General features: G+C 64.3%; 20 protein-coding genes and 1 tRNA gene. 12 read left to right on the top strand and 9 right to left on the bottom strand.

All coding sequences use genetic code 11. From position 1 onward, the window contains the following. Positions 1-35: 35 nt before the first annotated feature. From BRAGE_RS0145875 to BRAGE_RS0145860, 4 genes are all read right to left on the bottom strand, one after another. Positions 36-503, bottom strand: a complete 468-nt coding sequence (locus tag BRAGE_RS0145875) for a MarR family transcriptional regulator (protein ID WP_027563751.1) — start codon at positions 501-503, stop codon at positions 36-38. Between the two features lie 9 nt (positions 504-512). Continuing rightward, the gene (locus BRAGE_RS0145870) at positions 513-2123 is read right to left on the bottom strand and encodes an acyl-CoA synthetase (protein ID WP_027563750.1); all 1611 of its coding nucleotides are present in this window, start codon (positions 2121-2123) and stop codon (positions 513-515) included. A 246-nt stretch (positions 2124-2369) separates the two neighbouring features. Further along, positions 2370-3509 carry an epoxide hydrolase family protein gene (locus BRAGE_RS0145865; protein ID WP_027563749.1) on the bottom strand — a complete coding sequence of 380 codons (1140 nt, stop codon included), beginning with the start codon at positions 3507-3509 and terminating at the stop codon, positions 2370-2372. Positions 3510-3633: 124 nt separating this feature from the next. Further along, positions 3634-4089, bottom strand: coding sequence for a GatB/YqeY domain-containing protein (locus BRAGE_RS0145860; RefSeq protein WP_027563748.1), 456 nt, complete (start codon positions 4087-4089; stop codon positions 3634-3636). A 227-nt stretch (positions 4090-4316) separates the two neighbouring features. Between BRAGE_RS0145860 and carA the strand changes: the two genes are divergently transcribed. Together carA and BRAGE_RS0145850 are read left to right on the top strand one after the other, a co-directional pair. Beyond that, positions 4317-5507 (top strand): glutamine-hydrolyzing carbamoyl-phosphate synthase small subunit, encoded by a 1191-nt coding sequence (carA, locus tag BRAGE_RS0145855; protein ID WP_027563747.1) that lies wholly within the window; start codon positions 4317-4319, stop codon positions 5505-5507. A gap of 120 nt (positions 5508-5627) precedes the next feature. Continuing rightward, positions 5628-6149: a cupin domain-containing protein gene (locus BRAGE_RS0145850; protein WP_027563746.1), complete on the top strand. Its 522-nt coding sequence runs from the start codon at positions 5628-5630 to the stop codon at positions 6147-6149. Between the two features lie 130 nt (positions 6150-6279). Here the strand turns inward: BRAGE_RS0145850 and BRAGE_RS0145845 are convergent, their stop codons facing one another. Beyond that, positions 6280-6804 (bottom strand): Dps family protein, encoded by a 525-nt coding sequence (locus BRAGE_RS0145845; protein ID WP_027563745.1) that lies wholly within the window; start codon positions 6802-6804, stop codon positions 6280-6282. A 114-nt stretch (positions 6805-6918) separates the two neighbouring features. Between BRAGE_RS0145845 and BRAGE_RS0145840 the strand changes: the two genes are divergently transcribed. Beyond that, on the top strand, positions 6919-7620 hold the full coding sequence (locus BRAGE_RS0145840) for a class I SAM-dependent methyltransferase (protein ID WP_027563744.1): 702 nt from the start codon (positions 6919-6921) through the stop codon (positions 7618-7620). Positions 7621-7674: 54 nt separating this feature from the next. Further along, positions 7675-7750, top strand: a tRNA-OTHER gene (locus tag BRAGE_RS55605). A gap of 132 nt (positions 7751-7882) precedes the next feature. On the opposite strand, the gene BRAGE_RS0145835 is transcribed toward BRAGE_RS55605, so the two are convergent. Further along, the gene (locus BRAGE_RS0145835) at positions 7883-8254 is read right to left on the bottom strand and encodes an ArsR/SmtB family transcription factor (RefSeq protein ID WP_027563743.1); all 372 of its coding nucleotides are present in this window, start codon (positions 8252-8254) and stop codon (positions 7883-7885) included. Positions 8255-8367: 113 nt separating this feature from the next. On the opposite strand from BRAGE_RS0145835, the gene BRAGE_RS0145830 reads away from it, so the two are divergent. The 3 genes from BRAGE_RS0145830 to greA all read left to right on the top strand — a co-directional run bounded on the left by BRAGE_RS0145830 (position 8368) and on the right by greA (position 13832). Then, positions 8368-9537, top strand: coding sequence for an MFS transporter (locus BRAGE_RS0145830; protein WP_027563742.1), 1170 nt, complete (start codon positions 8368-8370; stop codon positions 9535-9537). A 143-nt stretch (positions 9538-9680) separates the two neighbouring features. Further along, complete coding sequence (gene carB, locus BRAGE_RS0145825) at positions 9681-13145, top strand: carbamoyl-phosphate synthase large subunit (RefSeq protein ID WP_027563741.1); 3465 nt, start codon at positions 9681-9683, stop codon at positions 13143-13145. 213 nt (positions 13146-13358) lie between these two features. After that, positions 13359-13832 carry a transcription elongation factor GreA gene (gene greA, locus BRAGE_RS0145820; RefSeq protein ID WP_027563740.1) on the top strand — a complete coding sequence of 158 codons (474 nt, stop codon included), beginning with the start codon at positions 13359-13361 and terminating at the stop codon, positions 13830-13832. Positions 13833-14210: 378 nt separating this feature from the next. Here the strand turns inward: greA and BRAGE_RS0145815 are convergent, their stop codons facing one another. Next, entirely contained in the window at positions 14211-14690 is a 480-nt protein-coding gene (locus BRAGE_RS0145815) for an Lrp/AsnC family transcriptional regulator (RefSeq protein WP_027563739.1), read from the bottom strand. 265 nt (positions 14691-14955) lie between these two features. On the opposite strand from BRAGE_RS0145815, the gene trxB reads away from it, so the two are divergent. From trxB to BRAGE_RS55600, 5 genes are all read left to right on the top strand, one after another. Continuing rightward, positions 14956-15921 carry a thioredoxin-disulfide reductase gene (trxB, locus tag BRAGE_RS0145810; protein ID WP_027563738.1) on the top strand — a complete coding sequence of 322 codons (966 nt, stop codon included), beginning with the start codon at positions 14956-14958 and terminating at the stop codon, positions 15919-15921. A 5-nt stretch (positions 15922-15926) separates the two neighbouring features. Next, positions 15927-16850, top strand: coding sequence for a LysR family transcriptional regulator (locus BRAGE_RS0145805; RefSeq protein WP_027563737.1), 924 nt, complete (start codon positions 15927-15929; stop codon positions 16848-16850). 445 nt (positions 16851-17295) lie between these two features. Beyond that, positions 17296-18204: a 4-hydroxy-tetrahydrodipicolinate synthase family protein gene (locus tag BRAGE_RS0145800; protein ID WP_028146528.1), complete on the top strand. Its 909-nt coding sequence runs from the start codon at positions 17296-17298 to the stop codon at positions 18202-18204. 195 nt (positions 18205-18399) lie between these two features. Further along, positions 18400-18546, top strand: coding sequence for a hypothetical protein (locus BRAGE_RS56335; RefSeq protein ID WP_167336555.1), 147 nt, complete (start codon positions 18400-18402; stop codon positions 18544-18546). 135 nt (positions 18547-18681) lie between these two features. Then, positions 18682-18828 carry a hypothetical protein gene (locus BRAGE_RS55600; protein ID WP_167336554.1) on the top strand — a complete coding sequence of 49 codons (147 nt, stop codon included), beginning with the start codon at positions 18682-18684 and terminating at the stop codon, positions 18826-18828. A 120-nt stretch (positions 18829-18948) separates the two neighbouring features. Here the strand turns inward: BRAGE_RS55600 and BRAGE_RS0145785 are convergent, their stop codons facing one another. Beyond that, positions 18949-19626, bottom strand: a complete 678-nt coding sequence (locus tag BRAGE_RS0145785) for a ParA family protein (RefSeq protein ID WP_027563735.1) — start codon at positions 19624-19626, stop codon at positions 18949-18951. Positions 19627-20106: 480 nt separating this feature from the next. Then, complete coding sequence (locus BRAGE_RS0145780) at positions 20107-20475, bottom strand: hypothetical protein (protein ID WP_027563734.1); 369 nt, start codon at positions 20473-20475, stop codon at positions 20107-20109. Positions 20476-20758: the final 283 nt, after the last annotated feature.

Genomic DNA, 20758 nt, shown 5'->3' with positions numbered 1-20758 from the left:
GCGTCTCATGTCAACTATGTTGACTTCAGGATTGGTCAATTGTTGTCGGCGATCGATCCCATCACGGCCATCCATGCCGCCGCCCCCGCCGCCCCGACGCGGTCGAACGCCTCGCGCAGGACCTTGCGCTCGTGGTCCGACGCTTTCTGCTCGATGCGCTGGCCCGCGGCGGTCAGGCGCAGCAGTTTTGATCGATGCTGCTCGGGCGCCCGCTTCGACGTCAGGAGCTTGCGCTCCAGCAGGAGATTGAGCGGCCGGTTCAGCGCCTGCTTGGAAATGCCGAGAATCTCGATCAGCGCGCCGATCGCGATGTCGGGCCGGCGCGCCACTACGTAAAGGATACGATGATGCGGACGCGACAGGCCCTGCTTCGCAAGATATTCGTCGGCCTCCAGCGTCATGCCGCGCCAGCCGTAATACATCAGCTCCAGCGCCGCATCGAGATCGTGCAGCTTGTCGAGCGATGCGCGATGAAGCCCCGCGACTTGGGCGGACTTTGCCATTGTCGGAAGCTAACCCCTCGCCCGCAGCTCGCGCCGCAGCACCTTGCCCGTCGCCGTCATCGGCAAGGTCTCGGCGAATTCCACGAAGCGCGGATATTCATGGGCGGCAAGCTGCACCTTCACGAATTCCTGGATCTCGCGCGCGAGCGCATCGCTGCCGGTAAAGCCCGGACGCAGCACGATCCATGCCTTGATCGACTCGGTGCGGATCGGATCGGGAATGCCGACCACGGCGGCCATAGCCACCGACGGATGCTTCATCAAGGTGTGCTCGATCTCGGAAGGGCCGACGCGATAGCCGGCGGTGGTGATGACGTCGTCCTCGCGGCTGACATACCAGAAATAGCCGTCCTCATCCTGCACGCCGAGATCGCCGGTCAAGAGAAACTCACCGGCATATTTCTTCGCCGTCGCCTCCGGATTGCGCCAGTATTCGAGCATCGTGCACGGGCACGGCTGGCGCACGCCGATGATGCCGCGCTGGCCGCGCGGCTGCTCCTCGCCCTGGTCGTTGACGATGCGGACGTCGAAGCCCGGCGTCGCCTTGCCCATCGAACCGGGGCGGATCGGAAACAGGTTGGAGTTGCTGCCGATCACGAGATTGCACTCGGTCTGGCCGAATACTTCATGGGCGTCGATGCCAAAGGTCTCGCGCACCCAGCCGAGCAGCTCGCCGCCGAGCGATTCACCGCCGGTGAAGATGCTGCGCAGCTTGACGCCGGGATGCTTCACGCCCGCCTGCCGCATCAGCTTGAGCGCCGTCGGCGGCAGGAAGACGTTGCGCACGCCGAGGTCGGCCATCATCTGCATCGCCGCCTGCGGCTCGAACTTTCGCGCACGATGTCCCACCAACGGGATGCCGTGGTACCAGAATGCGAACAGTCCGTTGATGAGACCGCCGATCCAGGCCCAGTCCGCCGGCGTCCACATCAGATCGCCGGGCCTCGGCAAGAAGTTGTGGCACATCTCGACATTGGGCAGATGGCCGAGCACGACGCGATGCGCATGCAGCGCGCCCTTCGGGTTGCCCGTGGTGCCTGAGGTGTAGATGATCAGCGCGGGATCGTCGGCGGAAGTATCGACGGTCGCAAAGTCCTCGGACGCGGTTTCGATCGCTGACCAGAACGGTTTTGCGCCGGCGTGAACCGCGCCGCTCGTGATATAGATGTCCTGCAAATAGGGCAGCCGTTCGCGGATCTTCGTCAGCTTCTCCCAGCCCGCTTCGTCGGTGATGATGGCTCTCGCTTGCGAATTCGACAGGCGGAACTCCAGCGCGTCCTCGCCGAACAGAGCGAACAGCGGAATCGAGATCAGGCCGGCGCGGAATGCCGCCACATGCGCGATCGGCAATTCCAGCGACTGCGACAGGAACACCGCGACGCGGTCGCCGCGCACAAGGCCGTCGGCCTTCAGTACATTGGCGAAACGCCGCGACATCTCCGCGACCTCGTCGAACGAGGTACGCGTGGTCGCGCCGTTCTCGTCGACATAGACCAGCGCGAGGCGGCCGGTGCCGTCGGCATGCCGGTCGCAGCACGCCTCCGCCATGTTGAAGCGGGCCGGGATGTCCCAGCGGAAGTTGCGATAGAGCTCGTCGTAGGTTGCGGCTTCGGTCAGCATGGGCTTGGGTCGCTTCCGTACTCTCGGCGTCATGGCCGGGCTTGTTCCGGCCATCCACGAGGCCACTTGTTTTGGCGCCAGTTTAAGGCCGTGGATGCCCGGGACAAGCCCGGCATGACGGTGCTTCTCAGGCGTCATTCCGGGGCGACGCGCCAGCGTCGAGCCCGGAATCCATTGCGCGGCATTTGCTGCGGCCCGATGGATTCCGGGTTCGCCCTGCGGGCGCCCCGGAATGACAGCGGGGTCTTACCGCACCGTCGCGAAAAACGTCCTGACATCGCGCACGAACAGGTCCGGCTGCTCGAACGCAGCGAAATGGCCGCCCTTTTCCATCTCACTCCAATGGGTGATGTTGTGGAAGTTCGGCTCCATCCAGCGCCGCACCGGCGTGATGATCTCCTTCGGGAACACTGCGACGCCGGTCGGCACCTTGACCACCGGCATGGTGCGGCGCTTGCCAAAGCTCTCCCAGTAGAGCCGCGCCGACGAGGTCGCCGTCTCGGTCGCCCAATAGAGCATGACGTTGTCGAGCAGCTCGTCCTTGTCAAAGATGTTCTCGGGATGGCCGTCGCAATCGGTCCAGGCCCAGAACTTTTCGAGGATCCAGGCCGCCTGCCCGCTCGGCGAATCCGTCAGGCCATAGCCGAGCGTCTGCGGCCGCGTCGACTGTTGCTTGGAATAGCCGGAGTCGAGATCGACGTAATGCTTGAGGCCGGCGAGCGCGCGCTTCTCCTCCGCCGTCGGGTCACCCTCGACCTTCGGCGCTGCATTGAAAGCGAGCGTGATGTGGATGCCGGCGCAGTGCTCGGCGTCCTGCGCGCCGAGCGAGGTCGTCACCGCCGAGCCCCAGTCGCCGCCTTGCGCGCCGTAACTGATATAGCCGAGCCGGTCCATCAGCTTGGCCCAGGTCGCGGCGATGCGGTCGACACCCCAGCCGGTGCTCTTCGGCTTGGCCGAGAAGCCGAAGCCCGGCAGCGACGGACACACCACATGAAACGCGTCGGCGGGATTGCCGCCATGCGCGGCGGGATCGGTGAGCGGCGCGATCACCTTCTGGAATTCCACGATCGAGCCCGGCCAGCCATGGGTGATGATCAGCGGCAGAGCGGACGGTTCTTTCGAGCGCGCATGGATGAAGTGGATGTCGAGCCCGTCGATCTCGGTGGTGAACTGATCGAAGCGATTGAGCTTTGCCTCACGCGCGCGCCAGTCGTAACCGCTCGCCCAATAGCCACAGATCTCCTGAATCCATTTCAGCGGCGCGCCCTGGCTCCAGTCGTCCACCAGCTCCGCCTCCGGCCAGCGCGTGCGGGCGAGGCGCGATTTGAGGTCGGCGAGGATGTCGTCGCTGATGGCGATGCGGAACGGTCTGATCGCGCCGGTCATCGGTTGGCTCTCTCTTCTTGTCATTCCGGGGCGCGCGGAGCGCGAGCCCGGAATCCATTGCGCAACAGAGTCGGCGGCCCGATGGATTGCGGGCTCGACGCTTCGCGTCGCCCCGGAATGACGGCTAGCCCGTCAGCGCGGCCTTCACGAGGCCGGACGCCTTACCAAAATCCATCTGTCCAGCATATTTCGCGCGCAATACCGCGATCACTTTGCCCATGTCCTTCATACCGGCAGCACCGGTCTCGCCGATGGCGTCCGCGATCGCCTTCTTGACCTCGTCGTCCGACATCTGCTTCGGCAAATAGGCCGAGATCACTGCGATCTCCTCGCGCTCCTGCGCGGCGAGCTCGGCGCGGCCGCCCTTGTCGTAGAGCTCGACCGATTCCTGGCGCTGCTTGATCATCTTCTGGAGCACGGCGAGCAGGTCGGCGTCGGTCAGCGGCGGCTTGCCCTGCCCGCGCGCGTCGATGTCGGCGTTCTTGATGGTCGAGTTGACCATGCGCAGCGTGGACAGCTTGCGCTCGTCCTTGGCCTTCATGGCCTCCTTGACCGCATTGTTGATGTCGTCGCGCAGCATGGCCGGGGTCCTCTCAATCTGTCGCACCTGATCTAAGCCGTTCGCGGCCAAGAGGCCAGACTGGACCGCTTGCCGGTGCTTTGTTTCCCCACCGGCCGCGGAAATGGCTCAAAATTGCCAGTTCCAGCTTAAGTGGCCGAGGCCGCCCGTCAATTATGCAAAAACGCATGTGAATCGGCCCTCTCCCGCTTTGACGCCAGCGCCGGCCCAGACTATGAAACGCGCTCATGACCCAACATGAAAACGATACCGCTTGGCCGGACCACAAACCGACCGCGCTCCTCGTGCTCGCCGATGGCACGGTGCTCGAAGGCTTCGGTCTCGGCGCCGAAGGCCACGCCGTCGGTGAAGTCTGCTTCAACACCGCGATGACCGGCTATGAGGAGATCCTCACCGATCCCTCCTATGCCGGCCAGCTCATCACCTTCACCTTCCCGCATATCGGCAATGTCGGTACCAACGAGGAAGACATCGAGACGGTGAACATGGCCGCGACGCCAGGCGCGCGCGGCGTCATCCTGCGCACCGCGATCACCGATCCCTCGAACTACCGCGCCACCAAGCATCTCGACGCCTGGCTCAGGGCGCGCGGCATCATCGGCCTCTCCGGCATCGACACCCGGGCGCTGACCGCGCTGATCCGCAGCAAGGGCATGCCAAACGCCGTGATCGCGCATTCCAGGACCGGCGAATTCGATTTGCATGGCCTCAAGGAGGAAGCGCGCGAATGGCCGGGCCTCGAGGGCATGGACCTCGTGCCGATGGTCACCAGCGGCCAGCGCTTCACCTGGGACGAGACGCCGTGGGCCTGGGACAAGGGCTTTGGCCGGCAGGACAAGCCGGAGTTCAACGTCGTCGCCATCGACTATGGCATCAAGCGCAACATCCTGCGCCTGCTCGCCGGCGTCGGCTGCAAGGTGACGGTGGTGCCGGCGACGACCTCGTCCGAGGACATCCTGGCGATGAAGCCGGACGGCGTGTTCCTGTCGAATGGCCCGGGCGATCCGGCAGCCACAGGCAAATATGCCGTGCCTGTGATCCAGGACGTCATCAAGTCGGGCACCCCGACCTTCGGCATCTGCCTCGGCCACCAAATGCTCGGCCTCGCCGTCGGCGCGAAGACGAAGAAAATGCATCAGGGCCATCACGGCGCCAATCATCCCGTGAAGGACGAGACCACCGGCAAGGTCGAGATCACCTCGATGAACCATGGCTTTGCCGTGGACGAGACGACGCTGCCGAAGGGCGCGACGCAGACCCACATCTCGCTGTTCGACGGATCCAATTGCGGTATCCAGCTCGACGGCAAGCCGGTGTTCTCGGTGCAGTACCACCCCGAGGCCTCACCCGGTCCGCGCGACTCGCACTATCTGTTCCAGCGCTTTGCCGATCTGATGCGGCAGAAGAAGAGCGCGTAAGGCGCGCTCGCAAAGCTGTGTCACGTATCGAGCCCGGGCCTGGTCCCGGGCTTCTTCGTCAGAGGAACGTCGTCTCCCGCCCCCCGTTGATCCCTGCTACGCTCACGCAGGAGCCCCACCATGTCCATCGTCCGCGACCATGCCGAGCCGCTCGCCATCGTGTTCGAGGATGACGGGCTCGTGCCGAACAACATCCTTCCCTTCCTGGTCTACCAGGGCGCGGTGAAGCTCGATCCCAAGCATCCGGAAGAGACTATCGAAAACCTGTTCGAGGCGAATGACTGGGGCGGCACGTGGCGCAATGGCGTCTACGATTATCTCCACTATCATTCGACCGTGCATGAGGTGCTCGGCATCGCGCGCGGCCATGCGCGGGTCCGCTTCGGCGGCGATCACGGCCAGGAGCTGGAGATCAAGGCTGGCGACGTCGCGATCCTGCCCGCCGGCACCGGGCATCAATGCATCAAGGCGAGCGACGATTTCTGCGTGATCGGCGCCTATCCGCCCGGCAGCAAGATGGAGATCACGCGACCCTCGCCGGAGAACCACGCCAGGGCGTTGAAGACGATTCCGAAAGTGGCGTTGCCGCCAGCCGATCCGGTCACGGGCAAGGATGGCGCGTTGATGCGGCTGTGGAGATAGCTACAGGCGCGGTCCCGTAGGGTGGGCAAAGCGAAGCGTGCCCACCAATATTAGCCGCATGGATAGAAGGTGGGCACGGCGCGCGAAGAGCGCGCTTTGCCCACCCTACGGGAGCTACGGCATCCGAGCCTCACGCCTCGTTGCCGCCTTCCTGCCGCGTGGCCTCGAACAAAAACCACGTTCGCCGCTCGGTCTCGTCGATGAAGACTTCGAGGATGCTGGCGCTGGCGACATCGCCGGCCTCGTCACAGACCTCATGCGCCTTCCGCATGGCAGCCGCGACATGCTTGTTGTCCTGCATCAATTCGCGCAGCATCTCGCGCGGCGGGACGTAATCCTCGTTGTTGTCCTTGATGGTCTGGAGTTTTGCGACCTGGCCGATCGATTTGAGCGTGGTGCCGCCGATCTTGCGGACGCGCTCGGCGAGCTGGTCGGTGGTGGCGAAGATCTGATCGGACTGCTCGTCGAGCAGCAGATGATAGTCGCGGAAATGCCGGCCGCTGATGTGCCAGTGGAAATTCTTGGTCTTCAGATACAGCGCGAAAGCATCGGCCAGAAGCACGTTGAGCGCCTCCGAAACCTTGTTGACCGCCTGGGACGACAGATCGGTGGGGGTGTCGAGGTCGGGCGAGACCTTGCTGGGGGCTTTGCTCACGATGAACCTTCCTGTTAGGACGCGGACATTGACGGCGCGCCGTCGCACCCCTAACGCAAGGCGGGCAGCGCCGGTTCCTTCCCAGGAACCACTCGGCCGGGACCCTCGGATATCATGGACGATTGGATCGATTATTACGACTCGACGCATACGATCTATGTCAGCAAGCTGCATCGCGATTTGCACTTCCAGATCATCGCGCGGGACATCATTGGTTACATCCCCTCGCCCGACGCGAGCGTGCTGGACTATGCCTGCGGCGAGGCGCTGTCGGCGAGCCAGGTGGCATCGGCCTGCGGCAAGCTGATCCTGGCCGAGCCGGCGCCCGGCGTGCGCGGTCGGCTGATCGCGCGCTTTGCCCCGAACACGAAAATCCGCGTCCGCTCGCTCGACGACGTCCGCAAGATGCAGGACCAGTCGATCGATCTCGCGGTGATGAACTCGGTCGCGCAATACATGACATCGGAGGAGCTCGACGGTGCGTTGCTCAACATCCGCCGCATCCTGAAGCCCTCCGGCAAGCTGGTGCTCGGCGATATCTTGCAGCCTAATGTGGGCATGGGCCGCGACGTGATGGCGTTGCTCAGCTTCGGCCTGCGGCACGGTTTTCTGAAGGACGCACTGATCGGGCTGATCAGCACCGCGCTGTCAGATTACCGTCACTTACGCTCGCGCATCGGGCTCCAGCGCTACAGCGAGGACGAGATCACCGCCAAGCTGAGGGCCGCGGGCTTCGCGGTCCAGCGCGCTCACACCAATATCGGCCACAATCGCTGGCGTATGAGCTTCATCGCGCGGCCGCCGCTAGTTCGTTAAGCATAATAATTAGCTGAGGTGGCCTGCGGTATCCTGATCAGGCATGATCGCGACGGCCCGGTGGCGGAAGCGTCTACGCGAGGGCGGTGCAACGCCCTTCATCCTGGTTCAAATCCAGGCCGGGTCTCCACGCTTCGCCCCTTCGGGGCTACGCGTGGCGCAGCCACGCAAGCCCCGAAGGGGCGCAGCGTGTCCGGCGTAGCTGGAGCGAAGCGCAAGCGAAGACGGACTGCCGGCCAAACCGCACGCAATCGTCTCAACTTCAATCCGCCTCGACCACCTCGCACTCCGGCAGCAGCTGAAGCCGGTCCGCGTCCTTGGCCGCCGAGCTGATCACGGCATCGAGCAATCCCGGAAAACGCGCATCCAGATCCTCACGGCGCAGCCGCATGAAGCGGTTGGTGCCGGCGACGCGCGTCAGCATCAGGCCGCATTCGCGCAGCTTGGCGAAGTGATAGGCGAGGTTGGATTTGCCGGCGAGCCCGGAGAAGTCGCCGCAGCAGAGCTCGTTGCTGACACGTTCCTGCTGGGCGAGCTGGTAGACGATCGCCAGTCGGATCGGATCGCTCAGGCAATCCAGAACCATCGGCAGCTCGATCTGCTCGCGGGTGGGATGGAGGGGCGTGCGGCTCATGGTCCCGAATCATAGCAAAGCGGCCGCGATGTTCAATAGTTCTTGAACCAATTGACACTGAAACCGTTGCGTTCGATAGTTCAATAAACATTGAACATAGGGATTGTCTTCACATGAGCGTATTCTGGCTGGCCCTCGGGGCCTTCGCGATCGGCACCGAAGGCTTTGTGATTGCTGGTCTTTTGCCAGCGATCGCCAATGATCTCTCAATATCCGTCTCAGCGGCCGGCCAACTGGTGACCGCCTATGCCCTCACCTATGCCGTGGGATCGCCCATCCTGGCCGTGGCACTGAACAATATCGACCGCCGCACGGTGCTGGCGCTGGCGCTGACGACCTTCATCGCTGGCAATCTCGCGGCCATGGTGGCGAGCAACTATGCCCTGCTGCTGGCCTCGCGGATGCTGATGGCGCTGGGTTCGGGCCTATGCATGCCGACGGCGCTCGCGGTGTCGGTGGCCGTCGCCTCCCCCGAAAGGCCCGGCCGCGCGGTAGCGCTGGTCACCTCGGGCCTCACGGTCGCGACCGTGATCGGCGTTCCTCTCGGCAACCTCGTCGGCAGCCTGCTCGGCTGGCGCGCGACCTTTGCGATGGTTGCCCTGATCGGCGCTGTTGCGCTTGCAGGCCTCCTGCTCGGCCTGCCCCGCGGCCTGCCGCGCAACACGGCTTCGCTCGGCGAACGGCTCGCGGTCGCGCGTCACAGCAATGTCGTGATCGCGCTGCTGATCACCATTCTCTGGGCGCTCGGCGGCTTCACCGTGTTCACCTATTTCGCGGTCCCGCTGCATGGCCTCGGCTTCGATGCCTCGCAGATCAGCCTCGCGCTACTGGTGTTCGGCGGCGCCGCCGCGATCGGGAACATGCTCGGCGGCATCCTCGCCGACCGGCTCGGCACGCTCGCGACCGCAGCCCTTGGCCTCGCCGGCATGGCGGGCGCGCTGATCCTGCATTCGCTGGTCCTGAAGCTGATGCCCGGCCAGGCGCATTACGCGGTGCTGGGCGCGATCTTCCTCTGGGGCCTCTCGGGGTGGGCGTTCTATCCGGCCCAGATCGCCAGCATCATCCGGATCGAGCCGCAGGCCTCGATGATCGCGCTCTCGCTCAATGCCTCCGCGATGTATCTCGGCTTCGCCATCGGCGGAGTGCTCGGCGGCGCGGTGCTGGCCACCCTGTCGGCAACCGACCTCGGTTGGATCGGCGGATCGAGCGTTGCGGCCTCGCTTCTGGTGCACCTCGCTCGTGGCTGGCAGGCACGACCAAAACCCGTCAAAATTGCCGGTTGATGGGCGTTTTTCGGGGTTTCGCCGCCCCGAAAACTGGTCTAAGACCCACCCGCGCGCGAGGGAAGACCCCGCGCTCTCGCACAAGGGGACGCGCGGCAAGCGCGCCCTTTTTTTGTGCCTAAATTCCAGTCCGGCGAGAGTTGATGCCCAAACGTACAGACATCACCACCATCCTGATCATCGGCGCCGGTCCCATCGTGATCGGCCAGGCCTGCGAGTTCGACTATTCGGGCACGCAGGCGGTGAAGACGCTGAAGGAAGAGGGCTATCGCATCGTCCTCGTCAATTCCAACCCGGCCACCATCATGACCGACCCGGAATTGGCCGATGCGACCTATATCGAGCCGATCACGCCCGAGATCGTCGCCAAGATCATCGAGAAGGAACGCCACGTCATTCCCGGCGGCTTCGCGCTGCTGCCGACCATGGGCGGCCAGACCGCGCTGAACTGCGCGCTATCGCTGCGCCGGCAGGGCACGCTGGAGAAGTTCGACGTCGAGATGATTGGCGCCACCGCGGATGCGATCGACAAGGCCGAGGACCGCCAGCTTTTCCGCGAGGCCATGACCAAGATCGGGCTCGAGACGCCGAAGTCGCGTCTCGCCAACGCCTCCGAGCTGAAGAAGTCGTTCCGCGACAAGTACCACGCCGAACGCGAGAAGCTGTCGGGGGCAGCGCTCGAAGAGCTCGACCGGCAATGGACCCTCGGCGAAAGCGACCGCCGCAAGCGCTATCAGGAATATGCGCTGGGACAGGCGATGATGGCGCTGTCCGAGATCGGCCTGCCCGCGATCATCCGCCCCTCCTTCACCATGGGCGGCACCGGCGGCGGCATTGCCTACAACAAGGAAGAATTCCTCGACATCATCGAGCGCGGCCTCGACGCGTCTCCGACCAACGAAGTGCTGATCGAAGAATCCGTGCTCGGCTGGAAAGAGTACGAGATGGAGGTGGTGCGCGACAAGAAAGACAATTGCATCATCGTCTGCTCGATCGAGAACCTCGATCCGATGGGCGTGCACACCGGCGATTCCATCACGGTCGCGCCGGCACTGACGCTGACCGACAAGGAATACCAGATCATGCGCGACGCCTCGCTGGCGGTGCTGCGCGAAATCGGCGTCGAGACTGGCGGCTCCAACGTGCAGTTCGGCGTCAACCCCGAGGACGGCCGCATGGTCGTGATCGAGATGAACCCGCGCGTGTCGCGCTCGTCGGCGCTGGCCTCGAAGGCCACCGGCTTTCCGATTGCCAAGGTCGCAGCAAAACTCGCGATCGGCTACACGCTCGACGAGATCGCCAACGACATCACCGGCGGCGCGACGCCCGCCTCGTTCGAGCCGACCATCGACTACGTCGTCACCAAGGTGCCGCGTTTCGCCTTCGAGAAATTCCCCGGCGCCTCTACCACGCTGACCACGTCGATGAAGTCGGTCGGCGAAGTCATGGCGATCGGCCGCACCTTCCAGGAAAGCCTGCAGAAGGCCTTGCGCGGGCTCGAGACCGGATTGACCGGCCTCGACGAGATCGAGATCGAAGGTTTGGGCCGCGACGACGACAAGAACGCGATCCGCGCCGCGCTCGGCACGCCGACGCCGAACCGGCTGCTTCAGGTCGCCCAGGCGATGCGGCTCGGCTGGACAAATGAGGAGATCTTCAAGTCCTGCAAGATCGACCCGTGGTTCCTCGGCGAGATGCGCGGCATCGTCGACATGGAGGAGAAGGTCCGGAAGAGCGGCCTGCCAGGCAACGCCTTCGGCATGCGCACGCTCAAGGCCATGGGTTTCTCCGACGCGCGGCTCGCGGTGCTCGCCCAGATGACGGAAGCCGAGGTGACGGCGAAGCGCCACGCGCTTGGCGTCCGCCCCGTCTACAAGCGCATCGACACCTGCGCCGCCGAATTCGCTTCGCCCACCGCCTACATGTACTCGACCTATGAGGCGCTGTTTGCCGGCGCGCCAGCGGACGAGAGCACCCCGTCCGACAAGAAGAAGGTCATCATCCTCGGCGGCGGCCCCAACCGCATCGGCCAGGGCATCGAGTTCGACTATTGCTGCTGTCACGCCTGCTTCGCGCTGCATGACGCCGGCTACGAATCCATCATGGTCAACTGCAACCCGGAGACGGTATCGACGGACTACGACACCGCCGACCGTCTTTATTTCGAGCCGCTCACCGCCGAGGACGTGCTGGAGATCATCGCGAAGGAGCGCAGCAACGGCACGCTGCACGGCGTGATCGTGCAGTTCGGCGGCCAGACGCCGCTGAAGCTTGCGCGCGCGCTGGAAGCCGCCGAAGTGCCGATCCTCGGCACCTCGCCCGACGCGATCGATCTCGCCGAAGACCGCGACCGCTTCAAGCGCGTGCTCGACAAGCTGCGGCTGAAGCAGCCGAAGAACGGCATCGCCTATTCGGTCGAGCAGGCCCGCCTCGTCTCCGCCGATCTCGGCCTGCCGCTGGTGGTGCGCCCGTCCTACGTGCTCGGCGGCCGCGCCATGCAGATCATCCGCGAGGAGAACCAGCTCAACGACTATCTGCTCGGCACGCTGCCGGAACTGGTGCCGGCCGACGTCAAGGCGCGCTATCCGAACGACAAGACCGGGCAGATCAACACCGTGCTCGGCAAGAACCCGCTGCTGTTTGACCGTTACTTGTCCGACGCCACCGAGGTCGACGTCGACTGCCTCTGCGACGGCAAGGACGTCTTCATCGTCGGCATCATGGAGCACATCGAGGAGGCCGGCATCCATTCCGGCGACAGCGCCTGCTCGCTGCCGCCGCACTCGCTCGACGAGGAGATGATCGACGAGCTGGAGCGGCAGACCCGCGAGCTTGCGCTCGGCCTCGACGTCGTCGGCCTGATGAACGTGCAATACGCCATCAAGGACGGCGAGATTTACGTGCTCGAGGTCAACCCGCGCGCCTCACGCACGGTGCCCTTCGTCGCCAAGGTGGTCGGCACGCCGGTCGCGAAGATCGCCGCGCGCATCATGGCCGGCGAGAAGCTGGCCGACTTCAAATTGAAGAAGGGCGAGTTCAAGCACGTCGGCGTCAAGGAATCGGTGTTTCCGTTCGCGCGCTTCCCCGGCGTCGACACCGTGCTGGGCCCGGAGATGCGCTCGACCGGCGAGGTCATGGGCATCGACCGCAATTTCGAGGTCGCCTTTGCCAAGAGCCAGCTCGGCGGCGGCACGCGGGTGCCGCGCAAGGGCACGGTGTTCGTCTCGGTGCGCGAGAGCGACAAGACGCGCATCGCGGAGGCCGTGCGCGAACTGCATTCGCTCGGCTTCAAGGTGCTGGCGACGTCGGGCACGGCGCGCTTCCTCACCGACGAGGGCATCCCGGCCGAGAAGGTGAACAAGGTGCTGGAGGGGCGGCCGCACATCGTCGACGCCATCACCAATGGCGATGTCCAGCTCGTCTTCAACACCACCGAAGGCCCGCAGGCGCTGGCCGACAGCCGTTCGCTGCGGCGCGCGGCCCTCTTGCATAAAGTGCCGTATTACACCACTCTTTCCGGGGCCGTGGCGGCCGCGCAGGGCATCCGCGCCTATCTGGGCGGGGACCTTGAGGTTCGTACCCTGCAGAGCTACTTTTCGGAAACCTGATCGCGGGCGCGGAAAGCTGGCCTTTCCGCTAAGTGATTGGCAATGAAGCCACAATGGCCGGAGGAACTGTCCGGCCATATGGTTGTTCTGTTCCGGCGCCAGACCCACATAACCCACCGGTGGCCGCGTGCTCAGCCCCGGACATAGTGACGAATCAAGGTTGCCGCGCCTTCTGTTGTTGCGGGGGCGCGGGGCCGAAGGACGAGAGAAGAGATGGAAAAGGTTCCGATGACCCAGGCCGGCTTTGTCGCGCTCGGGGAAGAATTGAAGCAGCGCCAGTCCGTGGACCGTCCGCGGATCATCGAGCATATCGCCGAGGCGCGCTCGCACGGAGACCTGTCGGAGAACGCGGAATATCATGCCGCGAAGGAAGAGCAGTCGCACAACGAGGGCCGCATCGCCGAGCTCGAGGACAAGCTCGCGCGCGCCGACATCATCGACATCTCGAAGCTCTCCGGCGACACCATCAAGTTCGGCGCCACCGTGACGCTGGTCGATGAGGACACCGAAAAGAAGACGGTGTGGCAGATCGTCGGCGAGGTCGAGGCCGACGCCAAGAAGGGCCGCATCTCCATCACCTCCCCGCTCGCCCGCGCGCTGATCGGCAAGAAGAAGGGCGCCTCCGTGGAGGTGAATACGCCCGGCGGCGCCAAGGCCTATGAGATCACCAAGGTGGAGTGGCGGTAGGGATTTGCCGCTGCGCTGATGTTCGAAAGGCCGCGCGTTGCGCGGCCTTTTTGTTTCGACGCGGTGCTTGCGTGAGAGAGCCCGCGCTCTCTCCACGCGTCATTGCGAAGAGCGAAGCGACGAAGCAATCCAGACTGCCTCCGCGAAACGATTCTGGATTGCTTCGCTGCGCTCGTAACGACGGTGTGGAGAGCCGCGCGCCCAACTCTTTCACCGTCACCCTGAGGTGCTCGCCTCTTCGGCGAGCCTCGAAGGGCGACGGCCCAACTGTTGCCGCGCGCTGCTGCATGCGGGCCGTGCATCCTTCGAGGCTCCCGATGGGGCGCCCTGCGCCCCATCACTCGCACCTCAGGATGACGGATCGAACAGGCTCGCGCCCTACCTCCGTCCTTTCACGTCCAGCGGCACCGCCGCCTCGTATTTCGAATTGTGCAGCACCAGGGACGTGCGCACATTGCGCACGTGCGGGGCCGCCGTCAGGTGCGTCACGAAATCCTGGAACGTCGCCATGTCAGGGGCGACGCATTTCAGGATGAAATCGACCTCGCCCGACAGCATCCAGCATTCACGCACCAGGGGCTCGGCGCGGACGAAGTCCTCGAAGGCGCGCAAATCAGCCTCGGCCTGGCTGGAGAGGTGCACGGCGGCGAACACGGTGACGTCGAAGCCGAGCTTGCGGGCGTCGAGGAGGCCGCGATAGCCGTGGATATAGCCCTCCTCCTCCAGCGTCCGGACCCGGCGCAGGCACGGCGGCGGCGAGATGCCGACCCGCTTGGCCAGCTCGACATTCGTGATTCGACCGTCGGCCTGGATCTCGGTCAGAATTTTCAGGTCGATCTCGTCTAGGTTCCGCGACACGTGATTGGAACTCCTGGCCTTTGCGGCGGTATTGGGTGGTTTGTCGCAATCCTCATACCCAGTCCGCGCGGCCAGCGCAATTTTATTGCGCGTGCAGCGCAATCGACTTTTGTTCCGTGTTGGAAAAATCCGCTGACAGGGAATGCAATTCTTGCATGGCTCACCAGAAGGCTTAGATTAGCTCTGATATTTCAGCGCCTCCGCGAGGCCTCCCGGCACGTTCCGCGCCCGCGCTGCAAATCCCCCGTGAAAGGCGTCCATCGAAATGTCCGCTCCTGTTCATGCAAAGGTCGTCATCATTGGCTCCGGCCCCGCCGGCTACACCGCGGCGATCTACGCCGCGCGGGCGATGCTCGAGCCGATCCTGATCCAGGGCATCCAGCCGGGCGGCCAGCTCACCATCACCACCGACGTCGAGAACTATCCGGGCTTCGCCGACGTGATCCAGGGCCCCTGGCTGATGGAACAGATGGAGAAGCAGGCGGTCCATGTCGGCACCAAGATCGTCTCCGACTTGGTGACCAAGCTCGACACCCACCAGCGGCCGTTCCGGCTCACCTGCGACAGTGGCGATGTCTATCTCGCCGACACCGTGATTCTCGCCACCGGCGCGCAGGCGCGCTGGCTCGGGCTGCCGTCCGAGGTAAAGTTCCAGGGCGGCGGCGTCTCGGCCTGCGCCACCTGCGACGGCTTTTTCTACCGCAACAAGGACGTCATGGTGGTCGGCGGCGGCAATACCGCGGTCGAGGAAGCCCTGTACCTCACCAACCACGCCTCGCAGGTCACCATCGTGCATCGCCGCGATCACTTCCGCGCCGAGCGCATCCTGCAGGAGCGCCTGTTCAAGCACCCGAAGATCAAGGTGATCTGGGACTCCGCCGTCGACGAGATCTGCGGCACCGAGAACCCCAACAAGGTCACCCATGTGCGCCTCAAGAACGTCAAGACCGGCGCGCTCACGGACGTGAAGACCGACGGCATCTTCATCGCCATCGGCCATGCGCCGGCGACCGAGCTCGTGAAAGACCAGGTCAAGCTGAAACCGTCGGGCTATGTCGAGGTCGCCCCGAACTCGACCGCGACCTCGGTGCCCGGCCTGTTCGCCGCCGGCGACGTCGCCGACGAGACCTACCGCCAGGCGGTCACGGCCGCAGGCCTCGGCTGCATGGCAGCTCTCGAAGCCGAACGATTCCTGTCCCTGCGCGCCAGCGAGCGCGCTGCAGCGGAATAACGATCATGCCTCGAACACGCGACGGATTTACAGACATGGACTGGGACAAGCTGAAGGTGTTTCACGCAGCGGCGGAAGCAGGCAGCTTCACGCATGCAGGCGAGCAGCTCGGCCTGTCGCAATCGGCGGTGTCACGCCAGGTCTCGGCGCTGGAGCAGGAGCTCTCGGTCTCGCTGTTCCACCGCCACGCCCGCGGCCTGATCCTCACCGAGCAGGGCGACCTCTTGTTCCGCACCGCGCATGACGTGTTCATGCAGCTCCAGGCGGCGCGCGCCAAGCTGACCGACAGCCGGGAGCGGCCGAGCGGCGACCTCAAGATCACCACCACGCCCGGCGTCGGCATCAACTGGCTGATCCCGCGGCTCGGCGAGTTCACTGCACTCTATCCGGAGATCCGGATCTCGCTGATCGTCACCGACGAGGAGCTGGATCTTTCCATGCGCGAGGCGGACGTCGCGATCCGCACCCGCAAGCCGACGCAGCCCGATCTCATCCAGCGCAAGCTGTTCGCGATGGGCTTCCACGCCTATTGCTCGCCGGAATACATCAAGCGCTTCGGCACGCCGCGCACGCTCGAGGAGCTCGACTCCCACCGCATCATCACGCTCTCCGACGGCAACTTCGCGCCGCATCTTCAGAACCGCAACTGGCTGGTCGAAGCTGCGCGCAACGGCTCGGGTCCGCGCGAGGCCTATTTCAAGGTCAACAACATCCTTGGCCTGGTGCGCGCCTGCCAGCAGGGCCTCGGCATCGCCGCGCTGCCGGATTATCTCGTCGAGGAGCAGAGCCGCCTCGTGCAACTGTTCGGCGAGTCCGATTCGATCCAGCTCGACACCTATTTCGTCTATCCCGAGGAGTTGAAGACGGTCGCGCGCGTGCAGGTGTTCCGCGACTTCGTGGTGAGCAAGGCGCAGCGTTGGCCGTCCTGATTTCCGCATGTCTGACATGCGGCCTCGGCTGTTGCTGCATGGCGCTGGAGAAGCCCATACTGCTTGCACGCTGAGCCTTCGCGTTGCGCATTTGTCCCCCTCCTCCAGTGGCGCGGGAGTTCAGTAATCCCTCTTGGAAGGTGATTGTGTCGGCCTCACGTGGCCAATACCTAAGCCGGGCCCTTCGGGTCCGGCTTTTTTTCTTGCGATTCCGTTTTCGCCTTCCGCGTGTATTGACAGTTCCAGGTGTACCCCGCATCATTTGCCCATGATCACGAAGTCGTGCGCCATCGTTTCGAAAAAAGGCCCCCATCCGGGGACCTCGGAATCTTGCGCGCGCTAGGCTGACTTCGTCATCGCGACAAATCCCGAAAACCCCGCCACCTGGACGGGGTTTTTTCATGTGCCCTCCGTCTCAGGTTTTTTCCCGAGAAGGAGATGGAACATGACCGGACTACGCGATCAATTGCACGGGCTGTGGCTGCCGCTGGTGACGCCGTTTCAGGGCGGCAAGCTCGACGAGACCTCGCTGCGGCGACTGACCCGGCACTATTGCGGACAGGCTATCGACGGCTTCATCCTGGGGGCGACCTCCGGTGAAGGCATGACCTTGCGCGAGGCCGAGCTCGAGCGCCTCGTCGCCGTCGTGCGCGAGGAGATGGCGGCGGGCCGCCGCAACATCCCGATCTGCCTCGGCCTGTCGGGCGCAGACACGGCGCGAATGAAGGATCGCCTCGACGAGACCGCGGACTGGCCGATCGACGGCTATTTGATCGCGAGCCCCTATTACGTGCGGCCCTCGCAGCGCGGGTTGCTCGCCCATTTCGAGGCGCTGGCCGATCACGCCGCCTGGCCGCTCGCGCTCTACAACATTCCCTATCGCTGCGCGGTCAACATCACCAACCAGACCATGCTACGGCTCGCCGAGCATCAGAACATCGTCGGCCTCAAGGATTGCGGCGGGAGCCGCGAGCAATCGATTGCGCTGCTGCGCGACCGTCCCAAGGATTTTCGCGTGCTGACCGGCGAGGACGCGAACTATCTCGAGGCACTCACCGACGGTGCCGACGGCGGCATCGTGTTGTCGGCACATGTCGAAACCGCGACGTTCGCTGCGATCTATAGCGAGCTCAAGCGCGGCAACCACGATGCTGCGCTGGCGCGCTGGAATGAGGTCGCCGAGCTAACGCGGCTGCTGTTCGCCGAGCCGAGCCCTGCGCCGGCAAAGTACTGGCTGTGGCGCAGCGGCCTGATCGACAGCCCCGAAGTGCGCCTGCCGATGGTGGAGGTGAGCAGCGAGCTCGCCGCCACGATCGATCGCGAGATCGCGCGGCGGATGAAGGTCGCGGCGTAGCGCTTCTTTCGTGTTTGCCGAGCCAGCCCCTCACCCCACCCTCTCCCCGCAAGAGCGGGGAGAGGGAGTGAGAGAGCGCTGCCGTGGTTAACCGTGCGCGAACTCCCCTCGCTACTGCCGCAAGGCGCATCCACGTCTCGTTTACGCAATGGCGCCTATCGTTTCCCTCAAAGTCTACCAAAGGGGGAATATCCAATGGGGAATCGCACCCGGCCTACGGCCGCGAGCCAGTTCGCGCCCGCCGATCTCTTGCAGGGAATTCTCGTGGTGTCGTCGTTCGGGTTCTGGGCTGTCGTGCTCGGCCTGATGCCGGTGCTGCTGTTCCGGATCTGGCTCGCCTGACGGCGGCGCGCCGCACTCGCATAGTTAATCCGTGCTGGCAAATGCGCTGGAAAAGCGCAGGAGCCTGCGGGACGGAATCTTAAAGCATCCCGCCTATCGTCCACGCCCATAAGCGAAGAAATCGCGGGGGCGTTTGTGAATAGTCATAACGAGGCGGCGTCGCATTACGACGCAGCAGAGCAGAACTTTACCACCGGCGACATTCTCTGGGCCGTCGGCATCTGGTCGGTGATCCTGACCCTGTCACCGGTCATCGTGTTCTACATGCTGATGGTGGCGTGAGCTTCAGTTCGAGATTCCGGGTCTGGCGCTGATGCGCCATCCCGGAATGAGGAGTGAAGCCCGGAAACGCAAAACGCGCGGGCATCCGCGCGTTTGTCGTCCGGGGAATGAATTGTGAAATTATGCTGCCTGCTTGTGCATTGCGCCGGACGCCGACGCCGTGCCGCGAATAGCCTTCACTGAACGCTCGATCGCCGCCCACAGCCTTGCGATCTCCTGCGCCGCGCGGCTCTCGGCCTGATACTCGCGCGCGCCTTCGCCGTGGCTCAGCGCCATCAGCAAATCCGAACGGTTGGTGATCTGGCCGCCCCACACCGGAGCGCGGAATTTCGCCAGCGCCTCGCGGGCGATGGTGACGATCGGGCTTTCGGACTCGTCGCGCTTGGCCGGCGCACCGTTGAGCACGACCGCATAGGGCTTGCGCGCCGCTCGGCACATCTGGATGGTTTCCTGCACCGCGTTGACGTCGAACACGCCGGGACGGGCGGGAATGACGACCATGGTGGCATTCTTGATCGCGTCATCGACGACGGCCGAGAGGTTCGGCGGCGTGTCGATCAACACCCATTCATAGCCGTCGCGCTTGGCAGCGGAGACGATGCCGCTAACGGAGTTCACCGCTGCCTTGATCGGCGGCTCGTTGGTGCCACGCAGCTTGTGCCACAGCGTGAGCGAGCCTTGCGGATCCGCATCGACGAGCAGGATGGGCTTGGTCGCCTTGATCTGCGCGGCGAGATGTGCAGCCAGGGTGCTCTTCCCCGAGCCGCCTTTACGCGATGCAAAAACAATAACGTTCATACCTTCGGCCTCCAGATTGACCCCAGGCTATGAAAATGAATCACGACGCTGATTCGTGAAAGAAAAATTTATCAGGAGTTGCGTCGCCGCCACGAAATAACAGTGGGTGTTGGCTTTTGAGTCACACTGCTGCGAGCGACGAGACACGCACTGCAATGAAACGCCTGTCATCCAAGCGTCTGTGCGCTTTTTGAGCAGCGCGGCGGGAAAAACCGAATGCAACCTGCCCGCGTAAACCTTCTCCCGACTCTTTTCCATCGCGCCCGTCCGTAATACCCGCAAGTCCGCGCGGGGCCCGCGCGAACAAAAGGAGTCCGGAAGCTGTCGCGAGGCTGAGGGCCGGAGTCGTTCCGACCCGGGAACGGCAAGCTTGCGTGACACAAGCTTGCGTGACATCGGTCACAAGCGGAGCACGGAATGCAAATGCCCGGGCAGGCGCCCGGGCATCGCGAGGTTTCAAAACGGGAACGCTGGCCGCGCTCAGCCCTCGTCGGTTTTCTTCTTCTTGCTCGCCTTCGCCGCCGGCTTCTTCTTCGAGGTAGTCGAAGCACTTCTCGGCGCGATGTTGGTCGGCCTGCTGGCGCGCCGGGAGGCCGCCTCACCTGGCTCCGGCCCGCGACGGAAGAACACCGCGCATTGCGGCGAGAGCTGCGACTTCCTCTGGATCATGCAGGCGGTGATGGCGTCGACGTTGGGAACGAACTCGCCGCAGAGCCGCATCGCATCCGGCGTGCAGGCCTGCTGCTGCTCCGGCGTGTAGGCAAAGCCAGAGCCCGGCTGCACCAGGACGGCCAGCGCAAGCGCGAGGCCTGCGGCGGCCACGGATTGTCTGAAGCGAAACACCGGCATGGATCCCCCCAAATGTCGAACAGGAGGGAATAGTGGGTGAACGGCGGTTGGTTGGCAACCGAGGGCAGATGCGAAAACGCGCCGCTGTGCGGTCTCGGCAACAGCGGCGGCCGTGGCGAAGGCGCCGTGGTTGACGGAGCCCACCATCTCTTACGCTGTCGTCGCCCGGCCTGACCGGGCGACCCAGTACTCCGAGACGGCGATGGTTCAATCGAGAAGCCGCGGCGTACTGGATCCCCCGCTTTCGCGGGGGATGACGGCGGTGGGTGGGGTCCGTTAAAAA

The organism is Bradyrhizobium genosp. SA-4 str. CB756 (assembly GCF_000473125.1).
GTDB lineage: Bacteria > Pseudomonadota > Alphaproteobacteria > Rhizobiales > Xanthobacteraceae > Bradyrhizobium > Bradyrhizobium arachidis.
Note: the sequence above shows the minus strand (reverse complement) of the source record. Positions and strands in the feature narration are given on the sequence as shown.